At 43.0% G+C, this 17,185-nt stretch carries 11 protein-coding genes, 2 tRNA genes, 1 rRNA gene and 1 pseudogene; 10 read left to right on the top strand and 5 right to left on the bottom strand.

Annotated elements, in window-relative coordinates:
- Positions 1-98: 98 nt before the first annotated feature.
- From HUK62_RS04465 to HUK62_RS04455, 3 genes are all read right to left on the bottom strand, one after another.
- A tRNA-Ala gene (locus HUK62_RS04465) sits at positions 99-174 on the bottom strand.
- A 68-nt stretch (positions 175-242) separates the two neighbouring features.
- Positions 243-319, bottom strand: a tRNA-Ile gene (locus HUK62_RS04460).
- A gap of 61 nt (positions 320-380) precedes the next feature.
- Positions 381-1,918: ribosomal RNA gene (locus HUK62_RS04455) — 16S ribosomal RNA — on the bottom strand.
- A 550-nt stretch (positions 1,919-2,468) separates the two neighbouring features.
- Here HUK62_RS04455 and HUK62_RS04450 point away from each other — a divergent pair.
- The 7 genes and pseudogenes from HUK62_RS04450 to HUK62_RS04420 all read left to right on the top strand — a co-directional run bounded on the left by HUK62_RS04450 (position 2,469) and on the right by HUK62_RS04420 (position 8,058).
- Positions 2,469-3,359: a VacJ family lipoprotein gene (locus HUK62_RS04450; protein WP_176537192.1), complete on the top strand. Its 891-nt coding sequence runs from the start codon at positions 2,469-2,471 to the stop codon at positions 3,357-3,359.
- A 98-nt stretch (positions 3,360-3,457) separates the two neighbouring features.
- Positions 3,458-4,426 carry an RsbU family protein phosphatase GigA gene (gene gigA / locus HUK62_RS04445; RefSeq protein WP_176537191.1) on the top strand — a complete coding sequence of 323 codons (969 nt, stop codon included), beginning with the start codon at positions 3,458-3,460 and terminating at the stop codon, positions 4,424-4,426.
- Between the two features lie 112 nt (positions 4,427-4,538).
- The gene (gene gigB / locus HUK62_RS04440) at positions 4,539-5,060 is read left to right on the top strand and encodes an anti-anti-sigma factor GigB (RefSeq protein WP_004979226.1); all 522 of its coding nucleotides are present in this window, start codon (positions 4,539-4,541) and stop codon (positions 5,058-5,060) included.
- Positions 5,061-5,083: 23 nt separating this feature from the next.
- Complete coding sequence (locus HUK62_RS04435; RefSeq protein ID WP_176537190.1) at positions 5,084-5,908, top strand: carbon-nitrogen hydrolase family protein; 825 nt, start codon at positions 5,084-5,086, stop codon at positions 5,906-5,908.
- Positions 5,909-6,113: 205 nt separating this feature from the next.
- A pseudogene (locus tag HUK62_RS04430) lies at positions 6,114-6,692 on the top strand (IS5-like element ISAba31 family transposase); the annotation flags it as partial.
- 50 nt (positions 6,693-6,742) lie between these two features.
- A protein-coding gene (locus tag HUK62_RS04425) for an IS5 family transposase (RefSeq protein WP_176537189.1) occupies positions 6,743-7,494 on the top strand; the annotation gives its coding sequence in 2 pieces (ribosomal slippage) (positions 6,743-7,079 and positions 7,079-7,494; 753 coding nt in all).
- Between the two features lie 150 nt (positions 7,495-7,644).
- Positions 7,645-8,058 (top strand): hypothetical protein, encoded by a 414-nt coding sequence (locus tag HUK62_RS04420; RefSeq protein WP_228723731.1) that lies wholly within the window; start codon positions 7,645-7,647, stop codon positions 8,056-8,058.
- A 46-nt stretch (positions 8,059-8,104) separates the two neighbouring features.
- On the opposite strand, the gene gspE is transcribed toward HUK62_RS04420, so the two are convergent.
- Entirely contained in the window at positions 8,105-9,592 is a 1,488-nt protein-coding gene (gspE, locus tag HUK62_RS04415; protein ID WP_078388702.1) for a type II secretion system ATPase GspE, read from the bottom strand.
- Between the two features lie 114 nt (positions 9,593-9,706).
- On the opposite strand from gspE, the gene HUK62_RS04410 reads away from it, so the two are divergent.
- Together HUK62_RS04410 and HUK62_RS04405 are read left to right on the top strand one after the other, a co-directional pair.
- Positions 9,707-10,519 carry a hypothetical protein gene (locus HUK62_RS04410; protein WP_039890186.1) on the top strand — a complete coding sequence of 271 codons (813 nt, stop codon included), beginning with the start codon at positions 9,707-9,709 and terminating at the stop codon, positions 10,517-10,519.
- 9 nt (positions 10,520-10,528) lie between these two features.
- Positions 10,529-11,452 (top strand): mechanosensitive ion channel family protein, encoded by a 924-nt coding sequence (locus tag HUK62_RS04405; RefSeq protein WP_004692251.1) that lies wholly within the window; start codon positions 10,529-10,531, stop codon positions 11,450-11,452.
- 49 nt (positions 11,453-11,501) lie between these two features.
- Here the strand turns inward: HUK62_RS04405 and HUK62_RS04400 are convergent, their stop codons facing one another.
- Positions 11,502-14,198: a DUF2339 domain-containing protein gene (locus HUK62_RS04400; protein WP_176537188.1), complete on the bottom strand. Its 2,697-nt coding sequence runs from the start codon at positions 14,196-14,198 to the stop codon at positions 11,502-11,504.
- 162 nt (positions 14,199-14,360) lie between these two features.
- On the opposite strand from HUK62_RS04400, the gene polA reads away from it, so the two are divergent.
- Positions 14,361-17,126: a DNA polymerase I gene (polA, locus tag HUK62_RS04395; RefSeq protein ID WP_176537187.1), complete on the top strand. Its 2,766-nt coding sequence runs from the start codon at positions 14,361-14,363 to the stop codon at positions 17,124-17,126.
- Positions 17,127-17,185 lie beyond the last annotated feature (59 nt).

Here is a 17,185-nt window from a genome sequence, read left to right as displayed (position 1 = left end):
TTTCTGTAATCCAACCTATCTGCGCGAAGCATAGCTTCTTGCTTAAATTTTAAGGAAAAGCCTTAAAGCAGTGCTTTAAGTTTTCTATTCTTAAAATTTGGTGGAGACTAGGAGAGTCGAACTCCTGACCTCCTGCGTGCAAAGCAGGCGCTCTACCAACTAAGCTAAGTCCCCAGCTTATCAATAAGTCAATGTTTCTGTTTTTCTGTATTCAGCATTTAACAATGCTTGTTAGTCAGATTTGGTGGGTCTGACAAGACTTGAACTTGTGACCCCACGCTTATCAAGCGTGTGCTCTAACCAACTGAGCTACAGACCCTCAGATACATCGTCATGAAGAACAACTTGTTGTGGATTCTTACCAATCGTCAATCTTTCGTTAAGGAGGTGATCCAGCCGCAGGTTCCCCTACGGCTACCTTGTTACGACTTCACCCCAGTCATCGGCCACACCGTGGTAAGCGTCCTCCTTGCGGTTAGACTACCTACTTCTGGTGCAACAAATTCCCATGGTGTGACGGGCGGTGTGTACAAGGCCCGGGAACGTATTCACCGCGGCATTCTGATCCGCGATTACTAGCGATTCCGACTTCATGGAGTCGAGTTGCAGACTCCAATCCGGACTACGATCGGCTTTTTGAGATTAGCATCCTATCGCTAGGTAGCAACCCTTTGTACCGACCATTGTAGCACGTGTGTAGCCCTGGTCGTAAGGGCCATGATGACTTGACGTCGTCCCCGCCTTCCTCCAGTTTGTCACTGGCAGTATCCTTAAAGTTCCCGGCTTAACCCGCTGGCAAATAAGGAAAAGGGTTGCGCTCGTTGCGGGACTTAACCCAACATCTCACGACACGAGCTGACGACAGCCATGCAGCACCTGTATGTAAGTTCCCGAAGGCACCAATCCATCTCTGGAAAGTTCTTACTATGTCAAGACCAGGTAAGGTTCTTCGCGTTGCATCGAATTAAACCACATGCTCCACCGCTTGTGCGGGCCCCCGTCAATTCATTTGAGTTTTAGTCTTGCGACCGTACTCCCCAGGCGGTCTACTTATCGCGTTAGCTGCGCCACTAAAGCCTCAAAGGCCCCAACGGCTAGTAGACATCGTTTACGGCATGGACTACCAGGGTATCTAATCCTGTTTGCTCCCCATGCTTTCGTACCTCAGCGTCAGTATTAGGCCAGATGGCTGCCTTCGCCATCGGTATTCCTCCAGATCTCTACGCATTTCACCGCTACACCTGGAATTCTACCATCCTCTCCCATACTCTAGCTTCCCAGTATCGAATGCAATTCCTAAGTTAAGCTCAGGGATTTCACATCCGACTTAAAAAGCCGCCTACGCACGCTTTACGCCCAGTAAATCCGATTAACGCTCGCACCCTCTGTATTACCGCGGCTGCTGGCACAGAGTTAGCCGGTGCTTATTCTGCGAGTAACGTCCACTATCCTAGAGTATTAATCCAAGTAGCCTCCTCCTCGCTTAAAGTGCTTTACAACCAAAAGGCCTTCTTCACACACGCGGCATGGCTGGATCAGGCTTGCGCCCATTGTCCAATATTCCCCACTGCTGCCTCCCGTAGGAGTCTGGGCCGTGTCTCAGTCCCAGTGTGGCGGATCATCCTCTCAGACCCGCTACAGATCGTCGCCTTGGTAGGCCTTTACCCCACCAACTAGCTAATCTGACTTAGGCTCATCTATTAGCGCAAGGTCCGAAGATCCCCTGCTTTCCCCCGTAGGGCGTATGCGGTATTAGCATTCCTTTCGGAATGTTGTCCCCCACTAATAGGCAGATTCCTAAGCATTACTCACCCGTCCGCCGCTAGGTTAGGTAGCAAGCTACCCTTCCCCGCTCGACTTGCATGTGTTAAGCCTGCCGCCAGCGTTCAATCTGAGCCATGATCAAACTCTTCAGTTAAAAATCATTAGTAGCTTATGGCTACAAATCTTGGCTCATCAATTTTCTGACAAATATTTCTCAAATAAACTTCGAGTAATTCTTACCATTCAATCAATGAAATATTTTCGATCGATCAATCAGTAAAAATCCACACAAGTTGTTCTTCATAATCTCTTAATGATCTTCTTACTGATTCGTCATCAGCAAGCTAGGTCGGCTATACTACTCTCTTTCAAGAAGAAGTCAACTGGTTTTGTTAATTATTTTCAAACTCATTCAAGACTCTTAGATTCTACCACTCGGGCTAAATCCTTGTTTCTCAACAAGTTTTAATCAACATCACCGCCGATGGATGTGCATTCTACAGCATTTCACACCCAACACAACCCCCTTTACTCAATTTTCTATAAAAAAACTCCCGCTTGTTTATTTATTCAGCAAAATGGTGCTTTTTTACTAACATTTCTTAAAATTTGATTTAACAATGAGCAATAAAGAGCTGTTAAGATAGTTAAAAGATTATTTTTTTAATTCACCTGCTGATTATAAAGTTCCGGAACTCTTTTATATGCAACACATTCGCCACTTATGTGCTGGTCTACTCTTTGTAGGCTTTACAACATTTGCATTTGCTGAAGATGTAGCGCCTACAGCTGCCAGCGAAATAGATACCAGTGCTGATCCGCAAACAGCCCAATCTTCTTCGCTTAAAGAATTAAAGAATATTAAAGCAAAAGATTTAAAAGTAGATGCCAATGCGGCACAACCTGATAATGTAAAAGATCCACTTCAACCTTTAAATAGACAAATTTTTGCCGTCAATGATGCTTTAGACCGTGCGATCGTTCGCCCAATTGCGGTGGAATATAAAGAAAAGATCCCTTCACCAATTCGTGACTCTTATAGTGGCTTCCGTAAAAACCTAGGTGAACCCTGGAATGCGGTAAACCAACTTATACAAGGTCGTCCCGGCCGTGCCGCAAAAACTTTAGGTCGATTTACCATTAATACGGTAACTACTTTAGGTTTTGCAGATCCTGCCTCGCGCTTGGGTTTAGAAACTGAAGATGAAAACTTTGGTACGACTCTTGGCTATTGGGGTGTTCCATCTGGCCCATACCTCGTGCTTCCTGTTTTTGGACCAAGTACTTTCCGTGATGGTTTTGGCTTAGTGGTCGATGGCTATGCACGCCCACAGAGATACGTTTTAGAAAATGAAGAAGGCTTATATTGGGCTGAACAAACATTACGTGGTATTGATGTGCGATCACAACTGATTGATATTGAGGGTGCGATTCAAGGCGACAAATATTCCTCAATTCGTGATATTTATTTACAACGTAAAAACTTCATTATTGCTGAGAAAAAAGGCCAAGAAGCGGAAGGAATGTTCATTGATGATGATTCTTCTAGCTCTCCATCAACCAATGAATCGCATCAAATGTTAGATACGGAATAACAATGTATTGCAGCTAGAGTTGAATTTTTTTTCTCTAGCTGTAATTTGCTTGTTATAGTAAAGCAATAGCTTAATGCTAAGGATAAGCCATTTTTTTTATGTATTTCATTCAACCCTCTCGCCATATTCCATATTTAGAACAGGTGCTAGACACACTACCAAGTGTGCAAATGATTCGCATAGAAGACATTGATCTTTATGACCCGACTATTATTGCTATTGCTGATATCCAAGATTATTTAGATTATAAATGGACACTGCCCACCATTGTCCTTGCCTTTGAAAATGAAGGTAGTGCTTTAGCCCAAGCATGGGAACTCGGTGCTTTAGCAGGTTGGATGTGGAATAAACTCCCCAGCAATCCTCAACAATCCTTACTCAAAATTGATGCTCAATATAAGCGTAATCAAGACAGTCGAGATTTACCTTCTGCAGCAGAGTTACAAAAGCGACTTTTACCAAACGCTATAGAACTCCAAAACTACACCGTTGAAACGTTTTTTCAGCCTTCTGCTTATTTGTCTGGAGACTGGTTTGATTATTGGAAAATTAGCGATAAAGAAGTCATGTTCTATTTGGCTGATGTATCTGGTCATGGGGTCACCAGTAGCTTATTAACCTCTTGGATGGCGGCTTTTCATGGTCGTGCCAAAACACCGCGTGGGTTAATTAAGAAACTCAATGGCATGTTGGTTCAAGAGAATATTGAAAAGCACATCACCATGATTGCAGGGAGTTTAAACCTCGAAACACATCAACTTCGTTGGTCAAGTGCAGGACATTACCCCCCCGCAATTATCTTTGAGCCAAATCAAGCTCCTAAAATATTACATACCAGTAGTTTTCCTTTAGGCCTTACTGAAGAACTGGAAGTTGAAGAGCATGAATGTGTGCTCAACCGCCATGCCCGCTTCATTATTTGTTCCGATGGCGCACTCGAACCCTTCAATGGCGGACTGAATGATCAGTTCACACAATTGGTCTATCATTTGCAAAATCAATCCTTTGAAGCACCAGAACATGTTGCAGACGATATTGCTATTTTAAGTTTACGTCGAATGAATTAATCAAATTATCAATAACTTATTACAATATCCTATCTTCTAAGACTGTTAGATACTTGAGTAAGTATTTGCCCTATGGGATAATTTCCTATCCTTCTCTGCAAATGGCATTTATATGTCAACAGGTCATGTTGAATATGCAAGCTTGAATGGAACGCATATTTTTAAGCTTATTGGCGAAGTGCGTGCCCAATCTTGTATTAGTCTAGACAAACTTTTAAACCGTATTGAACAACAGTCAAATGTTGTTGGTGCAATCGTAGATTTAACTCAAACTACATTCATCGACAGCACGGTGTTAGGCATTTTGGCAAAGTTAGGCTTAAAGCTTAAACAGATCCATAATATCCAAGCTGTCATGTTGTCCACCAACTCTGATATCACTACCTTAGCCAACAGTATGGGGCTAGGGCAGGTTTTTGTGATTTTAAACTACTGTGGCGATCCAAATGTTTGTACCCTCGAACTGATGGAAGAGCACATTACGCATCGTAATATGTTAAACACGGTACTAGATGCACATAAGACTTTGATGAAACTGAATCAAAGTAATCAAAATATGTTTGAACCTTTGGTCAAACAGTTGCAAAAAGAACAAGACAGCCTCGATCAAGTGTCACAGCAACAAAACGCATAACAACAAATTTTGTAGGCCCATTTATGACTTTACTTTCTGTTGTACAGATGAACTCTCAAAATGACATTGAAGCAAACTTTCTTGCCATTGAGTCTCTCATTCAACAAAGTAAAGCTAATGGTGCTGAACTTATTGTGTTTCCCGAAAACTTCGTTTGTTTTGCTGCAGGCAAACAACGTGAGACCGCAGCACAGTTTGAAGGCATTCAAAAGCGTTTAGAAAATCTTGCTCATCAATATCAGATCTGGATCGTCGCGGGTACTCTCCCATGCCCGTTCCGTCCAGATGGTTCTGTTATTGAAGATGGTCGTGTTCGTACAGTCAGTCTTTGCATCAGCCCTGAACGGACCGAAGCACGTTATGACAAAATTCATTTGTTTGACGTACAAGTTGGCGATGCTGTGGGTGGCTACCAAGAATCTAAGTTTTTTGAATCTGGTACAGATGTCGTTGTGGCAAAAACACCTTTTGGTAATGTTGGCTTAATGGTTTGCTATGACTTACGCTTTCCTGAACTGGCTTTAACTTTACGCGCGCGTGGTGCAAATATTTTGACTGCTCCTGCTGCATTTACCTACACCACGGGGCAAATGCACTGGCAGTTATTATTACAAGCCCGTGCGATGGATAGCCAAAGCATCGTGTTAGGCGCAGCGCAACAAGGTTGGCATGGTGAAAAGAGACAAACTTGGGGACATGCAGCAGCAACCAATAGCCGTGGTCAAGTTTTGGATTTGATTCTTAACCCAGGCGCGCAGCTGATTACGGTACCTTTTGACTTGGCTGAACAAGCTCAAATCCGTGAAAGCATGCCGTTGATGCAACACCGAAAATTAGTGCAGTTTTAATCACGCTGCGATCGTTTAAAACAAGGTTATTCTTCGCACAAAAACTTCATATTGATTCACTGCTGCTCTTTCATTGAGTAGCTCTAGCACTCATAAAATGCATAACTCTATTTACTTTTAAAAATTAGGGTGTGTTGACACTTTTAGCTTAAAAAAATAGCGAAGTAGTAAAATCAAATCGCCAAACCCAATTTTACTATTCGCTATGCCTCGTACCATGCTGACAGATCAACACTGGCAAAAGTTGAAAGTTATTCTGCGTAATTTATCCATTCACCACAACTCAAATTTACGCAATTTTATTGAAGCTATTCTCTATAGAATTAGAACAGGCTATCCGTGGCGAGATATTCCTTGTTGTTTTGGTCATTCAAACTCTATTTTCAAACGTTTTAATCGTTGGTCAAGCAGCGGTAAGTTACTTAGATTATTCAAATTACTAGCCTCATGCCCCGATATGGAGTGGATTTTTATTGATGGCTCTCATGTACGTGCTCATCAACATTCTGCCGGCATAGCGAATCAATCTATTTCTAAAAGTGTAGGAGGAAACTCCTCAAAAATACATTTGATTGTTGATGCACATGGCAATCCTATTGATTTCATGATTACCGATGGAACCACACATGATGTTAAAGTTGCACCTGATTTAATATCAACATTAGATTTAAAAGAGACAAAAGTGGTATGTGCAGATAAAGGCTATGATTCAGAACCACTGCGTGAACAGATCAGGAAAACAGGGACTAAAGCGAATATACCAAAGAAAACGAATAGCCAATCTAGGGCTTGTTGAGAATTAACAAAGGCTACTGATTAATTTATAATAGTACTATGGATAGATACATACTTACTGATGCCCAATGGGCAAAAATGGAACCTTTTTGCCTAGGTAAAGTGACCGATCGAGGTCGTAGTGGAAAAGATAATCGATTATTTTTAGAAGCAGTCCTATGGATTGCCCGTACAGGCAGTCCATGGCGTGATCTACCTGCTCATTTTGGTAAATGGAATACCGTCTTTAAAAGATACCGTGATTGGGTGAAAGCTGGTGTATTTGAAACTATTTTTGCATCTGTAAATGAAGATGTTGATTTGGAATACGCCATGATTGATGGAACGATTGTTAAAGTTCATCGACATGGCCAAGGTGCAAAAGGGGGACCTTCAAACAGTCTATAGGTAAATCTCGAGGTGGAATGACCTGTAAAATTCTTGCCTTAGTGGATAGTCTAGGCAACCTTATTAAGTTTCGATTAATGCCTGGTCAATATCACGATTTAGTAGAAACCAAACCTTTAATTGAAGATGTTGATTTTCAAGCATTACTAGCGGATAAAGCATTTGATGCAGATTGGCTCATCCAAGAACTCAATGAACGTAAAGTGAAAGTGGTGATCCCACCTAAATCTAATCGAAAAGTAATGAGAGGATTTGATACGATTATGTATAAATGGCGTCATCTCATTGAAAACTATTTCTGTAAGTTAAAAGAATTTAAACGTATAGCGATGCGTAGTTGTAAAACAGATACGAGTTTTGAAGCCATGATTCAATTGTGCGCGAGTTTAATTAACTCTCGGTAATTCTCAACAGACCCTAATATTGCAAATAATTTTAAATCGACTGAAGAAAATTATCTCCTTTCCTATCCTTATTTTTTAAATTACTTCCAAAATTTAGAATCTATCAATTTAGAGAATTTGGTTATCGGAATAAGTTTTACTTATTCTTGGATGCCCACGATCCTAAAAGCGCTAAATCTTAAAAATACAGAAAAAGTTCTCTTCATCTTAAATGAAGTCAAAAAAGGCAAACTTATCGATGAACAACAACTTACAACGCTAAAAACTACCTTTAACAATTCACTTGTTGGTACATCAAAACTCTTACATTTTATAAACCCAAAGCAATATGCGATTTGGGACAGCCGTGTTTTTAGATTTCTAAACAATGTAGAACCACATAAATACAGACTAGAAAAGCCCAGAGCTTATATTGAGTATTTAAAGCTGATCGAAGAGCTAAAAAATGAAAAAGCATTTACAGCATTTTTTGAGTTAATGAAACAAAAAGTTGGTTATGACATTACGGAATACAGAGCACTGGAACTTGCATTTTTTAAAGGCACTCCATTTCAAAATAAATGAGCCCGCTAAAATTTCATTTTTTAAATTTAATCTTTAGCTTTATTCATTACTCTGCCGCTTCATTAGTCACACGTAATACTTCTTCCAGTGTGGTTTTCCCAGCCAACACTTTACGCAAACCATCATCACGAATAGAGCCTGAGTGTTGTCGGGCATAACTTTCTAATTCATATTCAGCGGCATTGCCATGAACTAAACGACGCATTTGATCATCCACAGCGACAATTTCATAAATCGCCGTCCGCCCTGTAAAACCTGTATGTGCACAACGTTCACAGCCATTCGGTTGAGGTAACTGAAGTTCTGCTTTTGGATTCAAATGCTGAAACAGTTGTGTTTCAAAAGTATCGGCTTCATGCCATGTCACACAGTGACTACATAAGGTTCGCACTAAACGCTGTGCAATGACACCAATCAAAGAACTCGACAACAAAAACGGCTCAATGCCCATATCTTTTAAACGGGTCACCGCACCAATGGCCGTATTGGTATGCAGTGTAGATAAAACCAAATGCCCTGTGAGCGATGCTTGTACCGCAATTTCAGCCGTTTCCAAGTCACGGATTTCACCCACCATGACTACATCTGGGTCTTGACGCAGCATGGCTTTTAAGGCTCTCGCAAAAGTCATATCGACTTTGGTGTTGACTTGCGTCTGTCCAATCCCTTCCAATTGATATTCAATCGGGTCTTCTGCGGTCAAAATATTTTTCGAACCGTCATTAAGGTCTGAAAGCGCCGCATAAAGCGTTGTTGTTTTACCCGAACCTGTCGGCCCTGTGACCAAAATAATGCCGTGTGGTCGATGCACCAATTGAGTCAAGCGTTCATAGTCAGGTTTCAATAAGCCCAAATGAGTCATGTTCAAACGACCGGCTTGTTTATCTAATAAACGCATCACCACGCGTTCGCCATGTGATGATGGTAAAGTCGATACACGCACATCCACTTCACGCCCAGCTAAACGCAGTGAAATACGCCCATCTTGCGGAATCCGTTTTTCTGCAATATCCAATTTGGCCATGACTTTAATACGAGACACCAACAACGGTGCTAGTTCACGGCGTGGTTGCACAATTTCACGTAATTGCCCATCGACACGTAAACGCACCGATAGTTTCTTTTCAAAGGCTTCAATATGAATATCGGATGCGCCAACACGAATGGCTTCAGACAATAATGCATTAATCAAACGAACAATTGGGGCATCATCTTCTTGATCCATCAGATCTTCAGCTTCAGGCACTTGGTCAGCTAAACTGAGTAAATCGGGATGATCTTCTAAACCTGCGGCCACTTGTTGTGATTCGCCACTGTCCCCTGCATAGCTACTGCTTAAAAGCTGATGGAACTCTTCATCACTACACAGTTGATGTTGTGCTGCCACACCTAAAAAACGACGTGCCTCTTGCAAAGCCAACAACGGGGTACTTTCACGGCGCACAATAAAGGCTTGATCGCCTTCGTAACGCAACAGCACGCCATGACGCTTCGCAAAACTATAGGGAATTTGTAATTGTTTAAGCACTTGCATCTTAAAATTATAATAATGATGAAAAATATTATTTTGAGTGTACTCTAAGCATATGACAGCGTGAAGTCTGTTTTTCACTGATTTGCAATATAAGGAAATGTGCTGTTGCCTAATATGAATGAACTGTTTGAATCGGATAGCCCCAATTTAAAATGGTGGGGGGAATACAACTTTGAGTTGAATCAAGCCCGTGCGTGGCAGTTCGGCTCATTACTTTTTCGCCTCACCCGCGGTCTACAAGAGTGGCGTTTAGAGTTTCATCGTCCTCAAGTTCAGTATGACTATGAGCAAAAATGGCATGCGATAGAAGACCCACATTTCGCCTTTCCACAACCCGTTGAAATTAAACGTTACATGTTTAAAAACACCCATCATACGATTCAGCTGATGCCACGTTTGGCCGATCGTTCAGTGGTGATTAAACCTGTCGATCCGATTTATATTCCAGCGGGTCAGCGCGGGACGCTGTATATCAGCACTCCATTATGGATTTCGGGTTTTATTGAAGGTCAGCGCGACCCCCTATTTGATATTCCTGTGATTTTACCCAAAGAAACTTGGTTTGGGCCAAACCACCGTACAGGTGAAATTGCCTACGCTACGGCTGTCGATGGTCGAACTGAATTGCATCAACTCAAACCACGTGCATTTCGTGCGGTGACGCCTATTGAGTTCCACAACACCAGCCATTTACAACTGCGCTTCGACCGCATGAACGTGCCTGTTTCAGCCCTGCCTTTATTTTATAGTGAAAGTACGGGACGACTTTGGACATCACAAATTAAGGTCTTGCATGAAGGTGCCGATCGGCCACCGCGAATCCGTATCGAAAACCGTACGCCTCCGCATGCAGGCAAAGTGATTTATGTGCATCCACCGCGCTCTTCGGCGAGTGCATTATTTAATATGTTTGATTCATTCTTCTAAGGGGAACAGATGCCAAACTCAAATATTCCCCAAGAAATTACCAGTAGCCTAAAAGGCATTTTTACCAACATCAATACAGAACGATTAACGGAAATCTTAATTGCCTTAGTGCTGTGTTTTGTTGGGTTTCTCTTGGCACGTCTGGTTTCAAATACCTTTATCCGAACCATTGGCACCAAGTTTAACGCCCACCAACGACTGGTCTGGCGTCGTGGTATTTTTTACTTTATTTTCCTAATTTTTGTGATGGCCAGCCTCAAAGAAGCTGGTTTTAAACTCAGTGTATTTTTAGGTGCAGCAGGTATTTTGACGGTTGCATTGGGTTTTGCCTCACAAACCTCTGCATCCAACTTAATCAGTGGTTTGTTCCTGATTGGTGAAGGTTCTTTTGAAATTGGCGACACCATTTCAATCACCCTTATTCGCGGCAATACCATTGAAGGTGAAGTCATTTCAATTGACCTCCTCTCGGTTAAGTTACTCACTCAGGACAACATTTATGTACGACTACCAAATGAACAACTGATTCGAGCGCCTGTTCATAACCTCTCTAAGTTTCCAATACGGCGTATTCCCATCACCCTAGCGATTAACTTTCATGAGAACATCATTAAAGTACGTGAAGTGCTGATTGATGTCGCCAATAAATATCCTTTGGTGCTGGCCGACCCTAAACCTGCCGTCACCGTCACCGCCTTTCGCGAGTCTTCGATTGAGTTATTGTTTGCCGTGTGGTGTCAGCAAGAACATTTTTTGCAAGTACGTGATGAAATGCAGGAACGTATTCGTAATGGTTTCTTAGATAACCAAATCGAAATTCCTGTGCCTAAAATGGGCTTTGTCGATCATCCGCTTTCGCGTCCTTTATCCAATGAAGAAATTGATCAATATGCCAATGCGCAAGCCTTGAAACGAGAACCGAACATCAAATAAATCGTCTCAGCTCCTTATAATCCAGGCAGACATAAGGAGCTGAACTTGTTTAATTGATCTTTTCCTCAAGTTCAGGCATCGGCGCAATGTACGCAATCACCAACATCACCAAACCCGCTCCTAAAAATGAAATCACGCGGGTGAGTGTCCCTATATGAGATAAGTCAAACAAGACTAATTTCAATGTCACCAATACCAAAATACAGCCACCAAAAATCCAAAGTGAGCGCAAATTACGCTTGGTTGCTGTCAGCATGCAAATGAACGCCAAACTGACCCAAAGCAAAGTAAAGCTCAATTGCACCAAAGCATTTTCCCACATTTCCCAGTCATTATAGGGTGTTAGGAAGTAGACATGCAGCGCACGTAGCACCACATAACTACTGAGCCAAAGTAGGCTCGACATCATCAAAATGGCACCCAGGCTTTTCTCCAAACCTGCTTTCATTTGCAAATTCAGCATCCAAATAAAACCTGTCAGCATCGCAATACTAACTAAGTCGAATGGATTGAAAATGGGTAACCAATACCCTGCAAAAGCTTGTTGGCTAAAGATCTGAGAACACACGATCCAAAACAACATAAGCACTAAGGTATTGCGGGCCTGCCAAAACTTTCTCCATCGCGTTTGAATCGGTTTCACATAACACCATGCAGCAAAGGCCAGTGGTAAAATAACCATGCTCAGATACAGCATACTTGGAATGAGAGTTAAGCTGGTCAGCGCCAAACTGAGTAAAGCCCCCAAACTCACCCACTCCTGCTCATCCTCAACCCCCTGTAACGGGCGCAACCACAGCAACGTGAGTAATCCGCTCGTTAAAGCAAACAATAGCCGGTCTAAACCAGACGACCACATAATGACGCCATCATGGCTCAAGCCCACCAAGAAAATAAAGGCAACTGCATACAGCGGAATCAGGCCAATCCATTTGGGTAATAGCCATGACCAACTGGCTTTACGGTAGAGCAACCATTCATTCAATACCGTATATAAAAGCACGATGATCAGCAGCGCCATCGTCACCTGACTTTTACTGTCGATTTCATCCAAAAGTAAAATAAACAACATGCTGGTTGCTGAAAGCAGTTGTAAGCAAAAAAAGGCAATGGTGGCAAAAGACAACTGTTGTCTAAAGCGCTCTACACTGTTAGCAACGGTAACCACAGCAAAATAACTCAGACACAGTGCCCAATAGACTTCCGTTGGAAAATGATTGAGCTCCACCACATAATACAGACTTGAGAGCCCTGCCACGGCCAATAAGCCCATCGCCAAATAACGACTCAGAGCGGAATTTCGATATAAGGCATACATAAAGATCAGTGCACCCTCAACACACCACCCCACCACACCCCACTGATCAGGCAGCAAAATAGGGGGAATCAGCGCCAAGAAGACCAAAGTCAGACTGAGATAACTTTGCGCAATCAGCTCAACGCTATGGGCTCTTTTTAGCAGTTGATAAAGCATGGCATAGAGCGCTGCAAAGCCCAGACTAAAGCCTGCCTGCCAAATCGTTTCCTCAAAATACATCACATACAAAAAAGCAAAAGCAACAATAGGTGCAGCAAAAATCAAAGCCACATCCAAGATCGGTTTTAACTTAAACTGAGTTAAATCCTCACGGGCCAACAGTTGGCTATAACGAAAACTCAACCAAATAAAGACCGTACTATGTGCCAAAACCAACACGGCCAGCATGTCTCGCTCAGACGCTTTACCCTGATAAAAGGCATAAGCTCCGCCTACGACTACCGTCATTAAAAAAGCAATTTGGTTGAGGACTTTCCACGGCCTGAACGTGCTTAAAACAGCAACCGCAATATTAATGACCAAATAATAAGCCACTAGCTCTATCGCAGTGGCATTCCGTACTGGCAAAGTAAAGGGTGCCAAATAAGCAATGATCATCGCCATCAACGCCAGCTCAATCGACTGCTGTTTTAAACTGAGCCAAAGTGTAACCGCCATCACCACCACAAAGCACAGACTTGCAATCGCTAAACTTGCAATCACGCCGTTGTAGTAAGCAAAAAATAAGGTCAAAAATAAGCCTGACAGTCCAAGTGCTTCTAAAGCCAAAGCAAAACTGCGGTTCTTTTGTAGGAGCACACAACCAAAGACCACAACACCTACACTTACCGCAGCAACGAGGCTCAGCTTAACCGCGAGACTCAACTGCCAATGTTCGGTGGCAAAGCGTAATAACAAAATAAGCCCAATCAGCAGTATCACAATCGCAACTTTTAAGACAGGATTGCCCTGCCAAAGCCAGCGTTTCACTTGCTCACTGAGACTTAAATCATCTGTGTTGTTTAGAGTAGTGGGTAAAGAGGGAGAATTTTCAGATTCTGTGAATCGGTCAGATATCACCTGATATGGCTGTGCTTGCACGGATAACAATAGATATTCTAGGCGACGTAACCATCGAAAGAAAAAGAACAACCAACCACTGATCCCCAATCCAATGAGTCCGCCCCATTGCCCCACCATACCGATCAAAATGACGAAAGCAGCAAGGTAAAGCGGCACTTTTGACGTTGGCTGAAAAGCAATGCCCCGTTGTTCCGCCAAGGTCATACTAGGGTTTTCAATGCTATCGACATAGTGCATAACACTCATGATCAACGCGATTCCACACAATGCACTCAACAGCGGCACGGCCAAAAACCATGCTGCAATCGCAACAATCGTCAGCCCCATTAACCACATCATGCGAATTTCACGCTGTCCAGTTTGCATCCGTTCTCAATCTCTTTTTCTCATCTTCAAATAATACATCAGCTTGTAGTACATCTTTAAGCGCATAACCGTAACCATCTATGCCAATCGGTACATCAATACACTTTGTTCTGTGCCAAAATCACGTACAATAAACGGGTTATTTGGATAAGGAATCTTGCAATGCCACCATTTGTCTTGGTCGATGGCTCATACTTTTTATTTCGTGCTTTTCATGCTTTGCCACCGCTCACCACGTCAACTGGCTTACATACCAATGCAATTCGTGGGGCAATTTCTGCCATCCAAAAACTGATGCGTCGTACCCAGCCAACACATATGGCAGTCATTTTTGATACACCAGAACCAACTTTTCGTCATGTGCTATCGCCGATTTATAAAGGTGACCGCCCGAGTATGCCTGAGGAGTTATCAGAGCAAATTCCATATTTGCATGCCTTAATTCGTGCTTTGGGTATCCCCTTGTACATGCTCCCAGGTGCCGAAGCAGATGACATCATCGGGACATTGGCCAAACGTGCGGAAGCCGCGGGACAGCAAGTGTTGATTTCCACAGGCGATAAAGACATGGCACAGTTGGTGACAGATAAAGTCACCTTAGAAGACAGCTTTAAAGACAAGCCGATGGATGTAAATGGCGTGTTTGAAAAGTTTGGGGTGTGGCCAAACCAAATTATTGACTATCTGACCTTAATGGGCGATGCCTCTGACGGCATTATGGGCGTTCCGGGTGTCGGGGCTAAAACCGCAGCAAAACTGTTAACAGAATATGGCTCGATTGGTGGCATCTTAGAAAATGTCGATAAAATTAAAGGCAAAGTCGGTCAAAACATCAAAGAACATGCTGATGGCATTGCGCTTGATCACCAACTGGCAAGTATTGTCTGTGACTTAGAGACAGGACTGACCTTTGACGATCTGAAACTCCAAGATCCGAATACCGAAGCCTTACGTTCACTGTATACCGAGCTTGAATTCCGTCAGCAGTTGCAATCGCTCGATCATCCAAACAATCCCAATAGTGCAACCTATAAACAAGCAACACAAGAAATTGTAAAATCAGCACAATCTGAAACCGTTATCAATACAGAAGATCAGGCTGTTCAAAGCAGCGTCGATGACCAACTGGGTCAAGCGAACTACCATACTGTGCTCAGTGCAGAACAGTGGACACAATTATTCAAGCGTTTAACTACAGAAAAACGTTTTGCCTTTGATACTGAAACCACCAGTTTAGACTATCGCGTAGCACAAATTGTTGGTTTCTCGGTCGCGTTCGATGCGCAAGATGCGTATTACGTTCCACTTGCGCATGATTATGAAAATGCACCTGCGCAGCTAGATCGTGAACAGATCTTGGCGCAAATTAAACCTATTTTAGAAGATGAATCGGTTCAGAAAATCGGTCATCATTTGAAATATGATGCGCATGTCTTAGAAAATCATGGCATTGAACTAAAAGGCTGGTATTTCGATACCATGTTGGCATCTTATGTACTCAATGCTGTGGCGACTCGTCACGGGATGGACGACGTTTCGCGTCTCTACCTCAGCCACTTAACCACGACCTTTGAACAGGTGGCAGGTAAAGGCGCAAAACAAAAAACCTTTAACCAAATTGAGATCGAAACCGCCGCGCACTATGCAGCTGAAGATGCACATGTGACCTATCGCCTGTTTGAAGTGCTCGATGCCAAACTACAAAAGCATCCCGAACTGGTCAATATTTTGCACAATGTCGAAATGCCAGTTGCTCGTGTCCTGACCATCATGGAAGAAAACGGCATTGAGCTCGACTTAGGCTTCCTTGACCAACTTGGTGTTGAGTTTGCCAATACCATGGCCAACCTTGAAAGCCAAATTACCGAACTGGCAGGACAAAGTTTCAATGTCAGCTCGCCGAAGCAAGTCGGTGAGATTTTGTTTGATAAACTCGGACTTAAGGGCGGCAAAAAAACCGCAACGGGTCAGTACAGTACCTCTGAAAGTGTTTTAGAAAAGATTGACCACCCGATTACCGAGCTGATTTTGGACTATCGCGGTTTATCCAAACTAAAAAGCACCTATACCGATGGCTTATTAAAACAAGCCAACAGTGATACCCATCGTGTGCATACTAGCTACCACCAAGCACTGACCGCAACTGGTCGTCTGTCTTCGACCGACCCCAACTTACAGAACATTCCTGTACGTGAGGAAATTGGCCGTCAAATTCGTAAAGCCTTTATTGCACCACAAGGTCGCGTGCTCTTGGCAGCCGATTATTCACAAATTGAACTGCGTTTAATGGCGCATTTCTCACAAGATGAAGCCTTGGTCGATGCCTTTAATCATGGGCAAGATGTACACCGTCGTACAGCGGCTGAAGTCTTAGGTGTCGCACTTGAAGATGTCACGTCAGACCAACGTCGTCAGGCCAAAGCCGTCAATTTCGGTCTACTCTACGGCATGTCTGAGTTTGGCTTAACCCGTCAACTCGGTTTTAGCCGTGAAGAATCGCGTGGCTATATTGCGAAATACTTCCAACGTTATCCGGGCGTGCTCGACTATATGGAACGTACCCGTCAAATTGCACGTGAACAAGGTTTTGTCGAAACCATTTTAGGCCGTCGCTTGTATACGCCCGATATTATGGCAAGCAATAAAATGATCAAACAAGCGGCTGAACGTGCCGCAATTAATGCACCACTACAAGGTTCTGCAGCAGACATTATTAAAATGGCGATGATTGCAGTTGATCAAATGCTGCCTAAAGATCAAGCCAAAATGCTACTACAAGTACACGATGAATTGGTTTTTGAAGTCGATGAAAGTATTGCTGATGAACTGGCTTCGAAACTGGCAGACGTGATGCAATCTGTTTTGAAAATTTCTGTGCCATTGTTGGTTGAAGTCGGCAAAGGTCGAAACTGGGATGAAGCCCACTAAAACATTTGCACCTTCCTCCTCCTAGGAGGAAGGCTGGGATGAAGCTCATTTACTTCCTA

Origin of the sequence: Acinetobacter sp. NEB 394 (assembly GCF_013374795.1) — a bacterium.
Taxonomy (GTDB): domain Bacteria; phylum Pseudomonadota; class Gammaproteobacteria; order Pseudomonadales; family Moraxellaceae; genus Acinetobacter; species Acinetobacter johnsonii.
This window is presented reverse-complemented; position numbering and strand designations above follow the sequence as displayed.

Bases quoted from the DNA above. Each gene is read 5' to 3' on its own strand.
- HUK62_RS04450 (WP_176537192.1), top strand. From the start codon at position 2,469: ATGCAACACATTCGCCACTTATGTGCTGGTCTACTCTTTGTAGGCTTT.
- gigA (WP_176537191.1), top strand. From the start codon at position 3,458: ATGTATTTCATTCAACCCTCTCGCCATATTCCATATTTAGAACAGGTG.
- gigB (WP_004979226.1), top strand. From the start codon at position 4,539: ATGTCAACAGGTCATGTTGAATATGCAAGCTTGAATGGAACGCATATT.
- HUK62_RS04435 (WP_176537190.1), top strand. From the start codon at position 5,084: ATGACTTTACTTTCTGTTGTACAGATGAACTCTCAAAATGACATTGAA.
- HUK62_RS04420 (WP_228723731.1), top strand. From the start codon at position 7,645: ATGCCCACGATCCTAAAAGCGCTAAATCTTAAAAATACAGAAAAAGTT.
- gspE (WP_078388702.1), bottom strand. From the start codon at position 9,592: ATGCAAGTGCTTAAACAATTACAAATTCCCTATAGTTTTGCGAAGCGT.
- HUK62_RS04410 (WP_039890186.1), top strand. From the start codon at position 9,707: ATGAATGAACTGTTTGAATCGGATAGCCCCAATTTAAAATGGTGGGGG.
- HUK62_RS04405 (WP_004692251.1), top strand. From the start codon at position 10,529: ATGCCAAACTCAAATATTCCCCAAGAAATTACCAGTAGCCTAAAAGGC.
- HUK62_RS04400 (WP_176537188.1), bottom strand. From the start codon at position 14,198: ATGCAAACTGGACAGCGTGAAATTCGCATGATGTGGTTAATGGGGCTG.
- polA (WP_176537187.1), top strand. From the start codon at position 14,361: ATGCCACCATTTGTCTTGGTCGATGGCTCATACTTTTTATTTCGTGCT.